General features: G+C 62.4%; 15 protein-coding genes. 8 read left to right on the top strand and 7 right to left on the bottom strand.

All coding sequences use genetic code 11. The features are described from left to right. The first annotated feature begins 34 nt into the window (after positions 1–34). Positions 35–742 carry a response regulator gene (locus C1X29_RS13005; protein WP_064380497.1) on the top strand — a complete coding sequence of 236 codons (708 nt, stop codon included), beginning with the start codon at positions 35–37 and terminating at the stop codon, positions 740–742. After that, entirely contained in the window at positions 743–2,029 is a 1,287-nt protein-coding gene (locus tag C1X29_RS13000) for an ATP-binding protein (RefSeq protein WP_102717610.1), read from the top strand. It abuts the gene before it with no gap. A gap of 34 nt (positions 2,030–2,063) precedes the next feature. On the opposite strand, the gene C1X29_RS12995 is transcribed toward C1X29_RS13000, so the two are convergent. Continuing rightward, positions 2,064–2,963, bottom strand: coding sequence for a bestrophin family protein (locus C1X29_RS12995; RefSeq protein WP_102717609.1), 900 nt, complete (start codon positions 2,961–2,963; stop codon positions 2,064–2,066). Between the two features lie 29 nt (positions 2,964–2,992). Continuing rightward, entirely contained in the window at positions 2,993–3,991 is a 999-nt protein-coding gene (gene moaA, locus C1X29_RS12990; RefSeq protein WP_102687026.1) for a GTP 3',8-cyclase MoaA, read from the bottom strand. A 357-nt stretch (positions 3,992–4,348) separates the two neighbouring features. Here moaA and C1X29_RS12985 point away from each other — a divergent pair, with 357 nt between their 5' ends. The 4 genes from C1X29_RS12985 to C1X29_RS12970 all read left to right on the top strand — a co-directional run bounded on the left by C1X29_RS12985 (position 4,349) and on the right by C1X29_RS12970 (position 9,374). Next, positions 4,349–6,673 carry an FdhF/YdeP family oxidoreductase gene (locus C1X29_RS12985; RefSeq protein ID WP_102717608.1) on the top strand — a complete coding sequence of 775 codons (2,325 nt, stop codon included), beginning with the start codon at positions 4,349–4,351 and terminating at the stop codon, positions 6,671–6,673. Between the two features lie 109 nt (positions 6,674–6,782). Beyond that, positions 6,783–8,198, top strand: a complete 1,416-nt coding sequence (locus C1X29_RS12980; RefSeq protein ID WP_102717628.1) for a cytochrome ubiquinol oxidase subunit I — start codon at positions 6,783–6,785, stop codon at positions 8,196–8,198. Positions 8,199–8,215: 17 nt separating this feature from the next. Continuing rightward, on the top strand, positions 8,216–9,232 hold the full coding sequence (cydB, locus tag C1X29_RS12975; protein ID WP_102717607.1) for a cytochrome d ubiquinol oxidase subunit II: 1,017 nt from the start codon (positions 8,216–8,218) through the stop codon (positions 9,230–9,232). After that, complete coding sequence (locus C1X29_RS12970) at positions 9,219–9,374, top strand: DUF2474 domain-containing protein (RefSeq protein ID WP_102687029.1); 156 nt, start codon at positions 9,219–9,221, stop codon at positions 9,372–9,374. Before cydB ends, C1X29_RS12970 begins: the two co-directional genes overlap by 14 nt. A gap of 45 nt (positions 9,375–9,419) precedes the next feature. On the opposite strand, the gene C1X29_RS12965 is transcribed toward C1X29_RS12970, so the two are convergent. Next, a complete protein-coding gene (locus C1X29_RS12965) occupies positions 9,420–10,271 on the bottom strand; it encodes a CAP domain-containing protein (RefSeq protein WP_064379534.1) in 852 nt (283 codons plus the stop codon). Between the two features lie 199 nt (positions 10,272–10,470). Here C1X29_RS12965 and C1X29_RS12960 point away from each other — a divergent pair, with 199 nt between their 5' ends. Then, positions 10,471–11,091: a cell wall hydrolase gene (locus C1X29_RS12960; RefSeq protein WP_102717606.1), complete on the top strand. Its 621-nt coding sequence runs from the start codon at positions 10,471–10,473 to the stop codon at positions 11,089–11,091. Here C1X29_RS12960 and C1X29_RS12955 read toward each other — a convergent pair. Continuing rightward, complete coding sequence (locus C1X29_RS12955) at positions 11,088–11,975, bottom strand: LysR family transcriptional regulator (RefSeq protein WP_102717605.1); 888 nt, start codon at positions 11,973–11,975, stop codon at positions 11,088–11,090. The genes C1X29_RS12960 and C1X29_RS12955 overlap by 4 nt on opposite strands. A 103-nt stretch (positions 11,976–12,078) precedes the next feature. Between C1X29_RS12955 and C1X29_RS12950 the strand changes: the two genes are divergently transcribed. Continuing rightward, positions 12,079–13,479 (top strand): MFS transporter, encoded by a 1,401-nt coding sequence (locus C1X29_RS12950; protein WP_102717604.1) that lies wholly within the window; start codon positions 12,079–12,081, stop codon positions 13,477–13,479. Here C1X29_RS12950 and C1X29_RS12945 read toward each other — a convergent pair. From C1X29_RS12945 to C1X29_RS12935, 3 genes are read right to left on the bottom strand one after another with little or no spacing between them, the layout of a single operon-like run. Further along, complete coding sequence (locus tag C1X29_RS12945; protein WP_102717603.1) at positions 13,424–14,839, bottom strand: heavy metal sensor histidine kinase; 1,416 nt, start codon at positions 14,837–14,839, stop codon at positions 13,424–13,426. The two genes, C1X29_RS12950 and C1X29_RS12945, sit on opposite strands and share 56 nt — an antisense overlap. Further along, on the bottom strand, positions 14,836–15,507 hold the full coding sequence (locus C1X29_RS12940) for a heavy metal response regulator transcription factor (RefSeq protein WP_102717602.1): 672 nt from the start codon (positions 15,505–15,507) through the stop codon (positions 14,836–14,838). The genes C1X29_RS12945 and C1X29_RS12940 overlap by 4 nt, the downstream gene beginning before the upstream one ends. Before the next feature lie 12 nt (positions 15,508–15,519). Beyond that, positions 15,520–15,777, bottom strand: a complete 258-nt coding sequence (locus tag C1X29_RS12935) for a DUF2790 domain-containing protein (protein ID WP_085746118.1) — start codon at positions 15,775–15,777, stop codon at positions 15,520–15,522. Positions 15,778–15,842 lie beyond the last annotated feature (65 nt).

Genomic DNA, 15,842 nt, shown 5'->3' with positions numbered 1-15,842 from the left:
CGCCCACTTCACAAAGCGGTTGGCGGCGGTTGTTATGGATAACCTGGGTTTTGGCAGAGTCCTGCTGGTGGAAGACGATGAGCGGCTGGCCGCACTGATCGCCCACTTTCTCGAACAACACGGCTACGAGGTTCGCACGGTGCATCGCGGCGATCTGGCCGTGGCCGCGTTTCTCGAATTCAAGCCCAAAGTGGTGGTGCTCGACCTGATGCTGCCGGGGCAGAGCGGCCTGCACGTGTGCCGGGAAATCCGCAGCGTGTCGGACACACCGATTGTTATTCTGACGGCCAAGGAAGATGACCTCGACCATATTCTGGGCCTCGAGTCCGGGGCCGACGACTACGTGATCAAACCGATCAAGCCGCCTGTTCTGCTCGCACGCCTGCGCGCGCTGCAACGCCGGCAGGTGCCGGACAGCGGTGTGGTCAGCTCGCTGGAATTCGGCAATCTGGTCATCGACCGCAGTTGCCGCGAAGTGCGTCTGGCGGGTGAGCTGATCGAACTGACCACCATGGAATTCGAGCTGCTGTGGCTGCTGGCCAGCGCCGCCGGCAAGATCCTGTCGCGCGATGACATTCTCAACCGCATGCGCGGCATCGCCTTCGATGGCCTCAATCGCAGCGTCGACGTGTACATCAGCAAGTTGCGCAACAAACTCAAGGACAACCCTCGCGAGCCGGTCTGCATCAAGACCGTGTGGGGCAAGGGTTATCTGTTCAATCCGTTCGCGTGGGAGTTGTAGATGCTGCGGTTATTTCTCGGGCTGTTTCTGGTGATGACCGTCGGGCTGGTGGCGGCGCTGCAAACCGTCGAGCACACCTTCAACGCTTTGCTCGACAACCAGATGCAGGCCTACAACCGTGAGGCGGTTCGCGGCCAAGCGTGGTCGCTGGTCGAACACATGCGCGACCAGCAGGGCGCGGCGCGCGAGGCGCAACTGGAAGCCTTGCGGCCGCACTACGGGCTCACGCTGAGCCTGGTCGAGGCTGACCAGTTGAAACTCAACGATCAGGAAAAAGCCGAACTGGCCCAGGATGTGTTGGTGATCCGCGATGACTACACCCAGTTCATCAGCAATATCGACGGTGGTTCGCAGTTGCTCAGCATCAAGCTGCCGCCCGAGCCGAGCCTGATGCCGTTCTACATTGCCGGGGCCTATATGATGTTGGCGGTGCTGCTCGGCATCGTTTTGTACTTCTGGGTTCGCCCGCACTGGCGCGATCTGGAAAAACTGCGCCTGGCCGCCGAGCGCTTCGGCGACAACGACCTCTCGGTGCGGATCCAGCTGTCCAAACGTTCCAACATCCGCGACCTCGCCGGTCACTTCAACCTGATGGCGGCGCGCATCGAAGGCCTGATCGCCAATCAGCGCGAACTGACCAACGCGGTCTCCCACGAACTGCGCACGCCGATTGCCCGGTTGTCGTTCGAACTCGACCAGCTCAAGCAACAACCGGACGCCAGCCAGAACCGCGAACTGATCGCCGACATGTACGCCGACCTCGGCGAGCTGGAAGAAATGGTCTCCGAACTGCTGACCTACGCCAGCCTCGAGCGCGGCGCGACGGTGATCACCCGCGAAAACATTCAGGCTGCCAACTGGCTCGACAGCGTGGTCGGCAGCGTGGCGCTGGAAGCCGAGGCGGCCGGGGTGCAGCTGTTGATCGTAGATTGCCGGGTCGACGAAGTGCGGATCGAACCGCGTTTCATGGCGCGTGCGGTGATCAATCTGCTGCGCAATGCCATCCGGTATGCCGAGCAGCGGGTCGAGGTGTCGCTGGTGCGCGTTGGCGATCAATACGAAGTGCAGGTCAACGACGACGGGCCGGGTGTGCCGCTGGCAGGGCGGGAGAAAATCTTCGAACCGTTCTCGCGCCTGGACGCCAGCCGCGACCGCCGCACGGGCGGCTTCGGCCTCGGTCTGGCGCTGGTGCGGCGGGTGTCGCAATCCCATGGCGGGCAGGTCGAGGTCGGCGATTCGCCGTGGGGCGGCGCGTCGTTTCGCATGACCTGGGCGCATCTGGATTGATGACTTTCCCTCCCCCGAAGGGGAAGGCAGTCGATTAACTGAGGACGTAGTCCACCGGTTTCAGCGCCGGCGGCAACGGCTCAGTCCCCAGCTCCGCCAGAATATCCCGCTCGATACCCCGCACCAGCGCATCGGTCGGCAAATCGTTTTCATCCCGGCCGAACGGGTCCTCCAGCTCATCGGCAATCGCATCCAGCCCGAAGAAGGTGTAGCTGACAATCGCCGTGAACAGCGGCGTCAGCCACCCCAGCGGTTCGGCCATGGCGAACGGCAGCAGGATGCAGAACAGGTAAATTGTGCGGTGCAGCAGCAGGGTGTAAGGGAAGGGCAGCGGCGTGTTCTTGATCCGCTCGCACACGGCCTGCGCCTGGGTCAGGCTGGTCAGGTGATTGGCCAGCAGCATGTAGCGCCATTCGCTGAGATCGCCCGCTTCATGCAGATCGGAACATTGCTGGCCGACGGTTTGCAGGATCCGCCCGCTGTAATCCGGCACCTGCGCATCGTGTTGCGGGGTGATCCATTGAGCGCTGGCGGCGGCTTCGTCTTCCCGGCGCAGTCGCGCATTCAGCGCGTGGGCGAAACCACAAAGGTTAAGCAGCAATAACCGACGCTGGGCCGATTCGCGGATCACATGGGTCTCGCGAATCACCGAACGCACATGCACGATCACTTCGCCCCAGGCCTTGCGCGCTTCGTACCAGCGGTCGTAGCAGGCGTTGTTGCGAAAATTCATGAAGATCGACAGCGACAGGCCGAGCAGGGTGAACGGCGTGGCGTTGACTTTGGTGAAGTTGCTCGGGTGGAGCATTTCCACCAGCACGATGGCCGACGCCAGCAGTGTGACCATCAGGGTGCGCAGGGCGATGCGCTTGGCAATCGAGCCCTTGAGGGTGAAGAGAATGGCGAATTGATTGACCTTGGGTCGGATGATCATGCGGCTCTCTGCCTTGAAAACGTGGCGGATCAGCCGCCGGTCATGTTCATGAAACGCACCACTTGCACGTCGTCGTTCACTTCAAAGTTATGCCGGTAAGGCTTGAGTTTCATCGCTTCGATGATGGCTTTCTCAAGCCGCTCCGGTTGACCCGGGTGGGCCCGCAGCACCGCTTTCAGATCCACCGAATGCTCGTTCCCCAGACACAGTAGCAAACGCCCCTCGACGGTCAGCCGCACCCGATTGCAGGTGCCGCAGAAGTTGTGGCTGTGGGGCGAAATGAACCCCAGCCGAATGTGCGGCGCTTCGGCCAGCCGCCAGTAGCGCGACGGGCCCTGGGTCGATTCGGCGGAGTCGATCAGGGTGTAGCGCTCGGCGATTCGTTCGCGCACTTGGTTACTGGAGAAGAACGACTCGGCGCGGCTGTGTTCGCTGATGATCCCCAGCGGCATTTCCTCGATGAAGGAAATATCCAGATCGCGCTCGATGGCGAACTGCACCAGATCGTTGATCTCGTGATCGTTGCGGCCCTGCATCACCACGCAGTTGAGTTTAGTGCGGGTAAATCCGGCGGCGCGCGCGGCGTCGATGCCGTCGATCACCTGGGCCAGGTCACCGGTGCGGGTCATCTGCTTGAAACGCTCGGCATCAAGACTGTCGAGGCTGACGTTGAGGCGTTTGACCCCGGCGTCGAACAGCGGGCTGGCCAGTTTGCCGAGCTGCGAGCCGTTGGTGGTCAGGCACAGTTCGCGCAGGCCGGGCAGGGCGGCGATCTGCTTGCACAAGCCGACGACGCCGGGACGAATCAACGGCTCGCCGCCGGTCAGGCGAATCTTGCGGGTGCCCAGCGCAACGAAGCTCTGCGCCAGTTGATAGATCTCCTCCAGCGTCAGCACCCGTTGGCGCGGCAAAAACTGCATGTCTTCGGCCATGCAATACACGCAGCGAAAGTCGCAGCGGTCGGTGACCGACATGCGCAGATAGTCGACGCGGCGGTTGTAACCATCGATCAAGACGCGCTCTGACATGACAGCCTCGCTTGGGTGAAATCCGCTATTGAAGGGATTGGGTCGGCGCAGGTTATGAGCAACTTGAGACAGAGTCCAATCACTCTTAATGACCGGCCGATTGATGCTGTCGATGATGAAATAATTATTTGCTGTTTTTCCCTTCTTAGTTTTGCAAGTGCCCGTATTTAAAGGGTTTAAGTCCGTGATAGATGCTTTCGATAACGCAGTCATTAATAGCGATTAGACAAGTTTTTGCAGCGGTTCCTATCCTTGGCCCCGTCAAACGAAACGACCGCTTTTTTAACTTGAAAGTCAGTCGTCGCTGTTTAAACCCGATCAGGTTTTTGCCTGTGTGCATCGTCATGGAGAAGTCCCATGTCACAAGTCGACCGTTACAAACCCTACAAGGGCGCCGCTGCGGGTTGGGGCGCTGTCATCAGCCTCACCAAGAACTGGCTGGGCAGTGAAAACGCCCTGAAAAACATCCGCGCCATGCTCAAGACCAACCAGAACGGCGGCTTCGACTGCCCCGGTTGCGCCTGGGGTGAGGCACCCGGCGCGAGCATGCTGAAGTTCTGCGAAAACGGCGCCAAAGCGGTGAACTGGGAAGCCACCGGCCGCCTGGTCGATCCGGCGTTCTTCAACAAGTACACGGTCTCGACCCTGGCCGAACAAAGCGATTACTGGCTCGAATACCAGGGCCGGATCACCCATCCGATGCGCTACGACGCGCGGGTCGACCGCTATGTGGAAACTACCTGGGACGATGCCTTCGCGCTGATCGCCAAGCACCTCAAAGGCCTGAAATCGCCTCACGAGGCCGAGTTCTACACCTCGGGTCGTGCCAGCAACGAAGCGGCGTTTCTCTATCAGTTGTTCGTCCGCGCCTACGGCACCAACAACTTCCCGGACTGCTCGAACATGTGCCACGAAGCCAGCGCGGTGAGCATGGGCGAGAGCCTGGGCGTCGGCAAAGGCACGGTGGTCTATGAAGACCTGCACCACGCCGATGCGATTTTCGTGATCGGCCAGAACCCCGGCACCAACCACCCGCGCATGCTCGAACCGCTGCGAGAAGCGGTGAAACGCGGCGCTCAAGTGGTGTGCATCAACCCGCTCAAGGAACGTGGGCTGGAGCGCTTCCAGAATCCGCAAAACCCGATCGAGATGCTCAGCAACGGCTGGGAAGCGACCAACACCGCGTACTTCCGTCCAGCCTTGGGCGGCGACATGGCGATGATTCGCGGCATGGCCAAGTTCCTGCTGCAATGGGAACGTGAAGCCCAGGCCACCGGCGGCGAACCGGTGTTCGATCACGCCTTCATTGCCGAGCACACCTCGGGTCTCGACAGCTACCTGGCCGAAGTCGATGCCACGAGCTGGGAGCACATCGTCGAGCAGTCCGGTGTGCCGCTGCATGACATCGAACTGGCAGCGCGCATGTATGCCCGGGCCAAGAGCGTGATCATGTGCTGGGCCATGGGCCTGACCCAACACGTGCACTCGGTGCCGACCCTGCAGGAAGTCATCAACCTGCAACTGCTGCGCGGCAATGTCGGCCGTCCGGGTGCCGGGCTGTCGCCGGTGCGCGGCCACAGTAACGTGCAGGGCGACCGCACCATGGGCATCAACGAACTGGCCCCGACCGAGCTGATGGACGCCCTGGAAAAACGCTTCAACTTCAAAGTGCCGCGGATGCACGGCCACAACACGGTCATGGCGATTGGTGCCATGGAACGTGGCGAAGCCAAGGTGTTTATCGGGCTCGGCGGCAACTTCGCTCAAGCTACGCCGGACACCCCGCGCACCCACGCCGCGATGCGCAAACTCGACCTGAGCGTGCATATCTCGACCAAACTCAACCGCAGCCATCTGGTGACCGGGCGTGATGCGTTGATTCTGCCGTGCCTCGGCCGTACCGACATCGACGTCCAGGCCGAAGGCCCGCAAGGCGTGACCGTGGAAGACACCTTCAGCATGGTGCACTTGTCGTTCGGCCAACTGAAACCGAAGTCGGCACATCTGAAATCCGAGCCGGCGATCATTGCCGGGATCGCTGCCGCCACCTTGGGCAAACACCCGATCGATTGGGAATGGGCGGTGGGCGACTACGGGCGCATCCGTAACCTGATCGCCGACGTGATTCCGGGCTTCGAGAATTTCAACGAGAAGCTGCTGATCCCCGGTGGTTTCCACCTCGGTAACAACGCCTCCGACCGGGTCTGGAAAACCGAGTCCGGCAAGGCCCAGTTCACCCCGTGCGTGCTGCCGGAGCATCTGATTAGCGAAGGCGTGCGCAACCTGCCGGTCAAACCGCATCTGATCCTGCAAACCATGCGGTCCCACGATCAGTACAACACCACGCTGTACGGCCTCGACGACCGTTATCGCGGGGTCTACGGCATGCGCGACGTGGTGTTCGCCAACGAACAGGACATCCGCCGGCTCGGTTTTGAACCGGGACAGAAGGTTGATCTGGTAGCGCTGTGGGATGACGAGCGTGAGCGTCGGGTCAGCGGTTTCACCCTGATCGCCTACGACATTCCGGCCGGGCAGGCTGCCGCGTACTACCCGGAAACCAATCCGCTGGTGCCGCTGGAAAGCTACGGTGACCGCACCTACACGCCGACCTCCAAGTTCGTGGCGATCCGCCTCGAAGCGGCCGAGGCGAGCAACCTGATCCCGTCGTCGGTGGCGTAGCCGACTCACGCGATCCAACCCTTTTGCATTTTGACTGGCTGCAGGCGTTCGCGCCTGGCGGTGGCCCGGCCGTGTGCTGCCGCTTTTCAGCCTGGATGAGGACATCATCATGTTCAACCTGGAGGCACTGGACCTGGCGCGAATTCAATTCGCGTTCACGGTTTCGTTCCACATCATTTTCCCGGCGATCACCATTGGTCTCGCGAGTTTCCTGGCGGTGCTCGAAGGCCTGTGGCTGAAAACCCGTAACGACACTTACCGCGATCTCTACCACTTCTGGTCGAAGATCTTCGCCGTCAACTTCGGCATGGGCGTGGTGTCGGGGCTGGTCATGGCGTACCAGTTCGGCACCAACTGGAGTGGGTTTTCCGACTTCGCCGGCAGCGTCACCGGGCCGTTGCTGACCTATGAAGTGCTGACCGCGTTCTTCCTCGAAGCCGGGTTCCTCGGGGTGATGCTGTTCGGCTGGAACCGCGTCGGCCGAGGGTTGCACTTCTTTGCCACGGTGATGGTCGCCATCGGCACGCTGATTTCGACCTTCTGGATTCTTGCCTCCAACAGCTGGATGCAGACCCCGCAAGGCTTCGAAATTGTCGACGGTCGGGTAATGCCGGTCGACTGGCTGGCGATCGTGTTCAACCCGTCGTTTCCGTTCCGTCTGGCGCACATGGCGATTGCCGCATTCGTCGCCACGGCGTTCTTTGTCGGCGCTTCGGCGGCTTGGCATTTACTGCGTGGCAACGACACCCAACCGGTGCGCAAGATGTTCTCCATGGCGCTGTGGATGGCGCTGATCGTGGCGCCGATTCAAGCGGTGGTCGGTGACGCCCATGGCTTGAACACTCTGGAACACCAACCGGCAAAAATCGCCGCCATCGAAGGCCACTGGGAAAACGCCGACAACGGGCCGACCCCGCTGGTGCTGTTCGGCATCCCGGACATGCAGGCGGAGAAAACCAAATACGCGATCGAGATTCCGTACCTCGGCAGCCTGATCCTCACCCACAGCCTCGACAAGCAGATCCCGGCACTCAAGAGCTTCCCGAAAGAAGACCGGCCGAATTCGACCGTGATTTTCTGGAGCTTCCGCGTGATGGCCGGGCTGGGCATGTTGATGATTCTGGTCGGTGTGCTGGGGCTGGCGTTGCGGCGCAATGGCAAGGTCTACCGCCATCGCGGCTTCCAGCGGCTGGTGCTGCTGATGGGGCCGAGCGGCCTGATCGCGCTGCTGGCGGGTTGGATCACCACCGAAGTCGGGCGTCAGCCGTGGGTGGTGTACGGCCTGATGCGAACCCATGACGCCGCGTCTCATCACTCGGTGGCGCAGATGAGCACCTCGCTGGCGCTGTTCGTTGTCATCTACTGCTCGGTGTTCACCGTGGGCATCGGCTACATGATGAAACTGGTGAGCAAGGGCCCGCAGCCGCACCACGAGCATCCGCCCGAAGGCACCCAGGTGCAGACCCCGCGCCGGCCACTGTCGGCGGTCACCGACAACCTCGAATCCGCGACCCGGATCCACTGAAAAAGGAGCGTTGAGTCATGGGTATTCAAGGTATCGATCTCTCGTTGATCTGGGGCGTGATCATTGCCTTCGGGGTAATGATGTACGTGATCATGGACGGCTTCGATCTGGGCCTCGGGATCCTGTTCCCGATGATCAGCGACGAGCAGGAACGCGACGTGATGATGAACACCGTCGCACCGGTCTGGGACGGCAACGAAACCTGGCTGGTGCTCGGCGGCGCGGCGTTGTACGGCGCGTTTCCGCTGGCTTACGGGGTGATTCTGGAGGCGCTGTATCTGCCGCTGATCTTCATGCTCGCGGGGCTGATTTTCCGCGGTGTGGCGTTCGAGTTTCGCTTCAAGGCGCCGGCTGAAAAACGTCATCTGTGGGACTGGGCGTTCATCGGCGGTTCGCTGCTGGCGACGTTCTCCCAGGGCGTGGTGATCGGCGCGTATGTGTCGGGGATTCCGGTGGTGGATCGGCAGTTCGCCGGTGGCGGTCTCGACTGGCTGGCGCCGTTCCCGCTGGTCTGCGGCGTCGGTCTGGTGATTGCTTACGCCTTGCTCGGCAGCACCTGGCTGCTGGTCAAGACCGAAGGCATGCTCGAATCGCGGATGCGTCACTACAGCCGTCCGCTGGCGTGGCTGCTGCTGGCGATGGTGGTGGTGATCGGCGCGTGGACGCTGCAACTGCATCCGGAACTGGCTGGCCGCTGGTTCAACCATGCGCACCTGACCGTGTTCGCCGGGCTGGTGGTGTTGGCGGTGCTGGCGCTGTTCGGGCTGTTGCGTTCGCTGCGTCAGCGCCACACCCACTGGCCGTTTGTGTTCACCCTGGTGCTGATGTTCCTTGGTTACATCGGGCTGGCGCTGAGCATCTGGCCGAACATCATCCCGCCGTCGGTCAGCCTGTGGGCGGCGGCTTCACCGGCCACCAGTCAGTTGTTCGCCCTTATCGGCGCGCTGTTCATCCTGCCGGTGATCCTGATGTACACCTTCTGGAGCTACTACGTGTTCCGCGGCAAAGTGAGGATTGGCGATGGCTACCATTGATTCGCGTGAGGTGAAATCCAGCCCCTGGTACAAGCGTCTGGGCTGGCTGCTGCTGATCTGGTTGGGCAGCGTGGTCTCGCTGGCGGTGGTGGCGAGCCTGCTGAAACTGGCTATGTATGCGGCGGGAATGAGGACTCATTGACCATAAAAAAACCGGAGCCTGGCTCCGGTTTTTATTGCGCGGGATTTACTCCCCGCCAAACATCGCAGTCCAGTAAATCCCGGCGCTGCTCTTCGGATCGACTGCGTAAGCAGCGCCCAGCTCGCGGTACTGCGGGTTCATCAGGTTGGCGCAATGGCCAGGGCTGGCGAGCCAGCCGGCAACGACTTTCTGCACCGTGTCCTGCCCGGCGGCGATGTTTTCGCCGACCTGCTGGCCGCTGTAACCGGCCAGTTCCGCGCGGTCGCCGGGAGTGCCGCCGTTGCGGTCCTTGTGGTCGAAATAATTGTTGTTGGCCATCTCGCGGCTGTGTTCCTGGGCGACGCCGCCGAGTACTGCGTTCCACGCCAGCGGCGCAGTCGCTGCGAAGGCCTGACCGCCGCACTGGCGCGGCTGGGCGCGGGCGGCGTTGAGTTGTTCGAGGAGTTTCTGTCCTTCAGCCTGACCGTCGCCGAGGCGGGCGGACAGCAGTGGCCGGGCGAGGGTGATGCGCCAGTCACGATCAGCGCGGCTGACGCCGATATCGACGAACTGCGGATCCAGCACCACCTGACAGAAACTCTCCTGAATCGCCTTCATCGCCGACGCCGCATCCCTTGGCCCGTTAAGGGTAATCGCCTGCACGTTGACCATCGGGTAGCGAGCGCTGGACATCGCCTGCTGCAAATCCACCACGCCGCTGGCCGGCAGAATCAGGCGCGGATCGGCCGACAGCGGCGGCAATTCGCTGGACGCCTGGCTGCCACAACGCTGCGGCTGGCTGCGGTAGCTGTTGATCGATTCGATCAATTGCGACTCGTCGGTGGCCATGGCCGAAGTGGCCAGCGCCAGGCCCACGGACAACGCGGCGAGTCGCAGAACGGATGGCATGAAGCGCATGGAAATCTCCCTTGGGCTGAGTGCGCACATCATGCGCGAAAGGGCCCCGGTTGGTGCAATGTCTTTTTCTTCATAACGCGGTTTTTTCTGCGGAACGATGCCGTGAAAATTGCCGTCTACACTTCGCGAAGACCCCGGAAAACGGGCGTCTCAACCACGTAACACTTCGCCCGCATCGGGCGCTGCCGGAAGAATGATCATGCAATTGAACGGGTTCCTTTGCTGTCTTGCGTTGACCTTGCTGAGCGGCGCGGCACTGGCCACCGATCAGGCACCGATCAAGGAAAAGGCCGAGGCGAAAGCCGAGGTTCTGGAAGAGAAGGCCGCCGACAAACCCGACGCGCCTCCGGCACTCAAATCCGAAGCCATCACCCCGACCGAAGCGCAGGCGGTCGACCCCGCTGGCGCCGCTCCGCTGGACGACCCGATCACCTGTCTGGCGCGCAGTATCTATTGGGAAGCCAAGGGCAAGGACAATGCCGACATGGAAGGCGTGGCCAGTGTGGTGATGAATCGCCTCGGGCATGACGGCTTTCCGGGCACGGTGTGCGAGGTGGTCAAGCAGGGCTCGGAAACCAAGAGCTGCCAGTTTTCCTGGTGGTGCGACGGGCGTCCGGATCAGGTCAAGGAAGATGCCGAATACGCGCTGGCCAAGGAAATCGCCGGCAAGGCGCTGAACCGCCAGCTCACCGACCGCACCCATGGCGCCCTGTATTTCCACGACCGCAACGTTCATCCAAGTTGGGCCAAGGAATACAGAAAAACCGCCGAGACCAGGAAATTCCTGTTCTACAAACCCGCTGGCGGTGATGCGCGTTAGGCGCAAACTTCGCGCACACAATGGCGCAACCAGCGGTGCGCCGGGTCGGCGTCCATGCGCGGGTGCCAGAGCATCGACACGCTGATGTCCGGCATCCGGAATGGCAGGGCGAAGCTGTGCAGGCCCGTGCGCAGTTTGCTGGTGTGACGTTCCGGAACGGTGGCGATCAGGTCCGACTCACGGACCAGCGTCAGCGCCGCCGAAAATCCGCCGAATGAAGTGACGATGTCCCGCGTCAGGCCTAAGGCGAGCAGCGCTTCGTCCACCGGTCCGCTGCTGCGCCCACGGCGTGACACCAGAATGTGCTGGCCCGAAGCGAAGCGTTTGGCGCTGATCTTTCCGCTGCTCAACGGATGCCCCTCACGCACCACGCCAATCCACTGATCGTGGAACAGGATGCGGCTGTGGAGCGTCGGGTCGGTGCTGTCGTCGACCACGCCGGTTTCCAGATCCACCCGGCCTACGCGCAGCAGCGTGCTGTCCTTGTCGGCTTTTTGCACAAAGCGCAGGCGCACGCCAGGCGCCTCTTCGGCGATGCGGGCGAGCAGGGCGGCGGCGAAGGTTTCGACAAAACCGTCGGTGTTGCGCAGGGTGAAGGTGCGCCGCAACTGGCCAGGATCGAGCACTTCTGCCGGGCGCAAAACCGCTTCGGCCTCCTGCACCAGATAACTGACCCGGTCGCGCAGCTCCAGCGCACGCGGGGTCGGCACCAGTCCGCGACCGGCGCGCACCAGCAGCGGATCGCCGGTGGTTTCCCGCAGCCGGGCCAGCGCCCGGCTCATGGCTGACGGACTCAAACGCAGGCGCTCGGCGGCGCGGGCGACGCTGCCTTCGCTCAGCAGCACGTCGAGGGTGATCAACAGGTTCAGATCCGGTGCATTCATGACGTGGCGTTCCATGCAGGTATCAAGTGCAAAGCATGCGTCTTGCGCCTCGTATTGTCGAGGCTCAGGCTATGTCCCATGACTTCTGCATTGTGAGCCCCCCATGCACCGAGAACCCCTGAGCCCTTCAGCCCGCTGGGCGCTGACCAGTCTGGCACTGTCGATGCTGATGCCGTCGCTCGACACCAGTATCGCCAACGCCGGATTGCCCACGCTGGCGGCGGCGTTCGATGCGACGTTTCAACAGGTGCAATGGATCGTGCTGGCCTACCTGCTGGCGGTCACTACCTTGATTGTCAGCGTCGGGCGGCTGGGTGACGGCTTCGGTCGGCGGCGCTTGCTGTTGATCGGCATCGGCATTTTTACCGCCGCTTCACTGGCGTGCGCACTGGCGCCGAGCCTCGCCTGGCTGATCGGTGCGCGGGCGGTGCAGGGCCTGGGCGCGGCGATCATGTTCGCGCTGACGGTGGCATTGGTGGCCGATGCGGTGCCCAAATCCCGGGCCGGCAGTGCGATGGGGTTGCTGGCCACGATGTCGGCGACCGGCACCACCCTCGGGCCGTCGCTCGGCGGGCTGTTGATGGCGCATGTCGGCTGGCAGTCGATCTTTGTAATCAACGTGCCGTTGGGCTTGCTCAATGCGTGGCTGGTGTATCGCTATTTGCCGAAGGATCGAATCGTGCGCTCGGGTGTTGCATTTGATTATCCCGGCACCGCCGTGTTGATGCTGACGCTGGCGGCCTACGCGCTGGCGATGACGGTTGAAGGACTCACCCCGACGTTGCTGTTGCTCAGCCTGTTGGGCGTGGGGTTGTTCATCCTGGTCGAGAAGCGGAGCAAGGCGCCGCTGATTCACCTGTCACTGTTCACCGACACGCGAATCAGCAGCAGTCTGGCGCTGACCTTGCTGGTGACGACCGTGATGATGACCACGCTGGTGGTCGGGCCGTTTTACCTGAGCCGAGGCCTGGGCCTCACCAGCACGCAGGTAGGACTGGTGCTGTCGATCGGGCCGTTGCTGGCGGCGTTCAGCGGCGTACCGGCCGGGCGGCTGGTGGATCGTTTCGGAGCGCGGCGGATGGTGCCGGGCGCGTTGTTCGGTCTGGCTTGCGGTTGCGGTCTGCTGGCGCTGTTTACGGTGAGTTTCGGAGTGCTTGCATACGTGCTGCCGATCACGGTGGTGGCCTTGAGTTATGCGCTGTTCCAGGCTGCCAACAACACCGGGTTGATGTCCGGCGTTGCTCAGGAACAGCGCGGCGTGGTTTCGGCCATGCTCGGGCTGTCGCGTAATCTGGGGTTGATCACCGGGGCGGCGGCGATGGGCGCGGTGTTTGCCTTGGCCACGGACGATCCGACTCAGGCACCGGCCGAAGTTATTGCGGCCGGCTTGCACATGACTTTCGGCGTGGCCTCGGCATTGATGTTCGCGGCGTTTGCGCTCGGTGCCTTCACACACCTGCGTCTCGCGTCTCCCGTGCCGGAAAGAACAGTTCAAAGCAGGTAACACCATCAGCGCTGCTGACGCTGTAGCGGCCCTGATGCAATTGCATGATGGTCGCGACAATCGACAGGCCCAGTCCGTTGGATTGGGCGGAGCGCTCGCGGGACGGATCGACGCGGTAGAAGCGCTCGAACAACCGCGACAGATGTTCCGCCGGAATGGTCGCGCCCTGATTGCGTACCCGTAGGTAGCTGCCGTCCGCTTCGGCGATGGCTTCGACCTGCAACGTCGAATCCGCCGCGCCGTACTTGATCGCGTTGGCGCACAGATTGGCCAGTGCCCGACGCAGCAGCATCGGTTCGGCCCAGATCACACCGCTGCCACTGGCCTCGATGGTGACACCGACGTCCGCCGCCAGCCCTTCGAAGTAATCGGCAATGCGCTGCATCTCATCGCTGGCGTCCAGCTCCTGACGCTGGCTCAGCGCGCTGGCCGGGTCGGTGCGGGCGAGAAACAGCATGTTGTCGAGCATCCGCGCCAGCCGTTCGAGTTCTTCGACGTTGGAGGCGAGCAACTGTTGATAGGCGTCGACGCTGCGATTCTGTTGCAACGCGACCTGGGTTTCACCGAGCAGGTTGTTGATCGGTGTGCGCAGTTCGTGGGCCATGTCGGTGGAGACTTGGCTCAGTTGCGCAACCCCTCGGTCGAGCCGGTTCAACATCGCATTGAAGGCTTCGATCATCGGCTGCAATTCCCGAGGCGTGCCGTGGCGGTCGAGGCGTTCGCCGAGATTGGCGATGCCGATCCCGTGGGCATGTCGGGCAATTCGCCGCAACGGCAGCAGGCCGCGATACACCAGCAGGCAGCCGACCAGCGCCAGCACAATCGCCGCCAGTGACGCGAGGCCGTACACGCTGAGCCGGTAATTGGCGAGCATCGCCGTGCGCTCGGTCATCAGGCGTCCGGTGAGCACCTGCAGGTTGCCCAGATCGCCCGAGTCGATGGTCGCCGCCACCGCCGAAAATGGCACACCGTCGACGCTCGGCAAGTGCTGTACATCGCTCAGGGCCATCGGGTGATCGATCGGTACGGCGGGCAAGTTCGGAGTGGCGAGGTTGCCGGGGTTGACCACCAGCAACGGCGGCTGGCCGGGTGCGCCGATGGTCAGCAAGGCTTCTCGGTTGCCGAGCATGTTCTGAAACAGCGCCGGCTTGTTCTTGATCAGCTCCAGGGTGTTGCTGTCGTTGAGGAAGGTGCGCAACTGATCGACGCGACTGACCAACTGGATGTCGTCGCGGCGAATCAGAGCTGCTTCCAGTTGGTTGTACAGCGCCGCGCCCAGGCCTCCCAGCGCGGCGAAGGCAAGCACGGCGAAGACCAGCGCCAGACGCAAGGTCAGGGAATACGTGCCGGCGATTTTCATGGCTGGGTATCGAAGCGGTAGCCGATGCCGCGCACGCTGTGGATCAGCTTGAGCGGGAACGGATCGTCGATCTTCGCCCGCAGGCGGCGCACGGCGACATCGACCACGTTGGTGTCGCTGTCGAAATTCATGTCCCACACCCGCGAGGCGATCAGCGAGCGCGACAGCACTTGCCCGGTGTGGGTGGCGAACAGTTGCAGCAGGGCGAATTCCTTGTTGGTCAGGGTGATCCGGTTGCCGGCGCGGGTGACTCGGCGCTTGAGCACATCGATCTGCAGATCGGCCACCTGCAATTGCTCCTCTTCATGGATCGGCCCGCGCCGGGTCAGGGTGCGCAGGCGCGCCACCAGTTCGGCGAAGGAAAACGGCTTGATCAGGTAATCGTCGGCGCCCAGTTCCAGGCCCTTGACCCGGTCGGCGATGTCATCGCGGGCGGTGAGGAACAGCACCGGCGTGTCGGTCTCCCTGCGCAGCCGGCGCAGGACTTCCCAGCCGTCCATTTTCGGCATCATCACGTCCAGCACGATCACGTCGAAGTCGAACTCCAGCGCCAGGTGCAGACCGTCGGCGCCGTTACGGGCCAGACTCACGCTGTAGCCCAGTTCCTGCAGGCCGTTGAGCAAGTAGTTGCCGGCCTTGGGTTCGTCTTCGACAACAAGGATATTCATGGGCACTGTGCCTCAATTGTCATTGATGCAGCCGCTGCCTTGCACTTGATAGTCCAGCACATGTTCACGGCCTTGGTGGTCGAGGTAGTTGAGTCGCGCGGGGATCACGCCGCAAGCCTGGGAAATATCGGTGCTGGAGAGGACTTTGTCGACATCCAGGTGCACGAAGAAACCGGTTTTGTCATGAATGACGGCAGCGTCCGGTGCAGGGGCGGCGAACACGGAACCGGTGGCGAGGAGGGCGGTGAAGGCGAGGATCAGGGTTTTCATGATGGGTCACTCAAGTCGTTGAAGTTGATCGGCGTTCTGGCCGGGACAACTTCAAGCTACCGGGC

Source organism: Pseudomonas sp. GW456-12-10-14-LB2, assembly GCF_002884345.1.
GTDB lineage: Bacteria > Pseudomonadota > Gammaproteobacteria > Pseudomonadales > Pseudomonadaceae > Aquipseudomonas > Aquipseudomonas paraglycinae.
Note: the sequence above shows the minus strand (reverse complement) of the source record. Positions and strands in the feature narration are given on the sequence as shown.

Coding starts and splice junctions, on each gene's coding strand:
- C1X29_RS13005 (WP_064380497.1), top strand. CDS start 35: ATGGATAACCTGGGTTTTGGCAGAGTCCTGCTGGTGGAAGACGATGAG.
- C1X29_RS13000 (WP_102717610.1), top strand. CDS start 743: ATGCTGCGGTTATTTCTCGGGCTGTTTCTGGTGATGACCGTCGGGCTG.
- C1X29_RS12995 (WP_102717609.1), bottom strand. CDS start 2,963: ATGATCATCCGACCCAAGGTCAATCAATTCGCCATTCTCTTCACCCTC.
- moaA (WP_102687026.1), bottom strand. CDS start 3,991: ATGTCAGAGCGCGTCTTGATCGATGGTTACAACCGCCGCGTCGACTAT.
- C1X29_RS12985 (WP_102717608.1), top strand. CDS start 4,349: ATGTCACAAGTCGACCGTTACAAACCCTACAAGGGCGCCGCTGCGGGT.
- C1X29_RS12980 (WP_102717628.1), top strand. CDS start 6,783: ATGTTCAACCTGGAGGCACTGGACCTGGCGCGAATTCAATTCGCGTTC.
- cydB (WP_102717607.1), top strand. CDS start 8,216: ATGGGTATTCAAGGTATCGATCTCTCGTTGATCTGGGGCGTGATCATT.
- C1X29_RS12970 (WP_102687029.1), top strand. CDS start 9,219: ATGGCTACCATTGATTCGCGTGAGGTGAAATCCAGCCCCTGGTACAAG.
- C1X29_RS12965 (WP_064379534.1), bottom strand. CDS start 10,271: ATGCGCTTCATGCCATCCGTTCTGCGACTCGCCGCGTTGTCCGTGGGC.
- C1X29_RS12960 (WP_102717606.1), top strand. CDS start 10,471: ATGCAATTGAACGGGTTCCTTTGCTGTCTTGCGTTGACCTTGCTGAGC.
- C1X29_RS12955 (WP_102717605.1), bottom strand. CDS start 11,975: ATGAATGCACCGGATCTGAACCTGTTGATCACCCTCGACGTGCTGCTG.
- C1X29_RS12950 (WP_102717604.1), top strand. CDS start 12,079: ATGCACCGAGAACCCCTGAGCCCTTCAGCCCGCTGGGCGCTGACCAGT.
- C1X29_RS12945 (WP_102717603.1), bottom strand. CDS start 14,839: ATGAAAATCGCCGGCACGTATTCCCTGACCTTGCGTCTGGCGCTGGTC.
- C1X29_RS12940 (WP_102717602.1), bottom strand. CDS start 15,507: ATGAATATCCTTGTTGTCGAAGACGAACCCAAGGCCGGCAACTACTTG.
- C1X29_RS12935 (WP_085746118.1), bottom strand. CDS start 15,777: ATGAAAACCCTGATCCTCGCCTTCACCGCCCTCCTCGCCACCGGTTCC.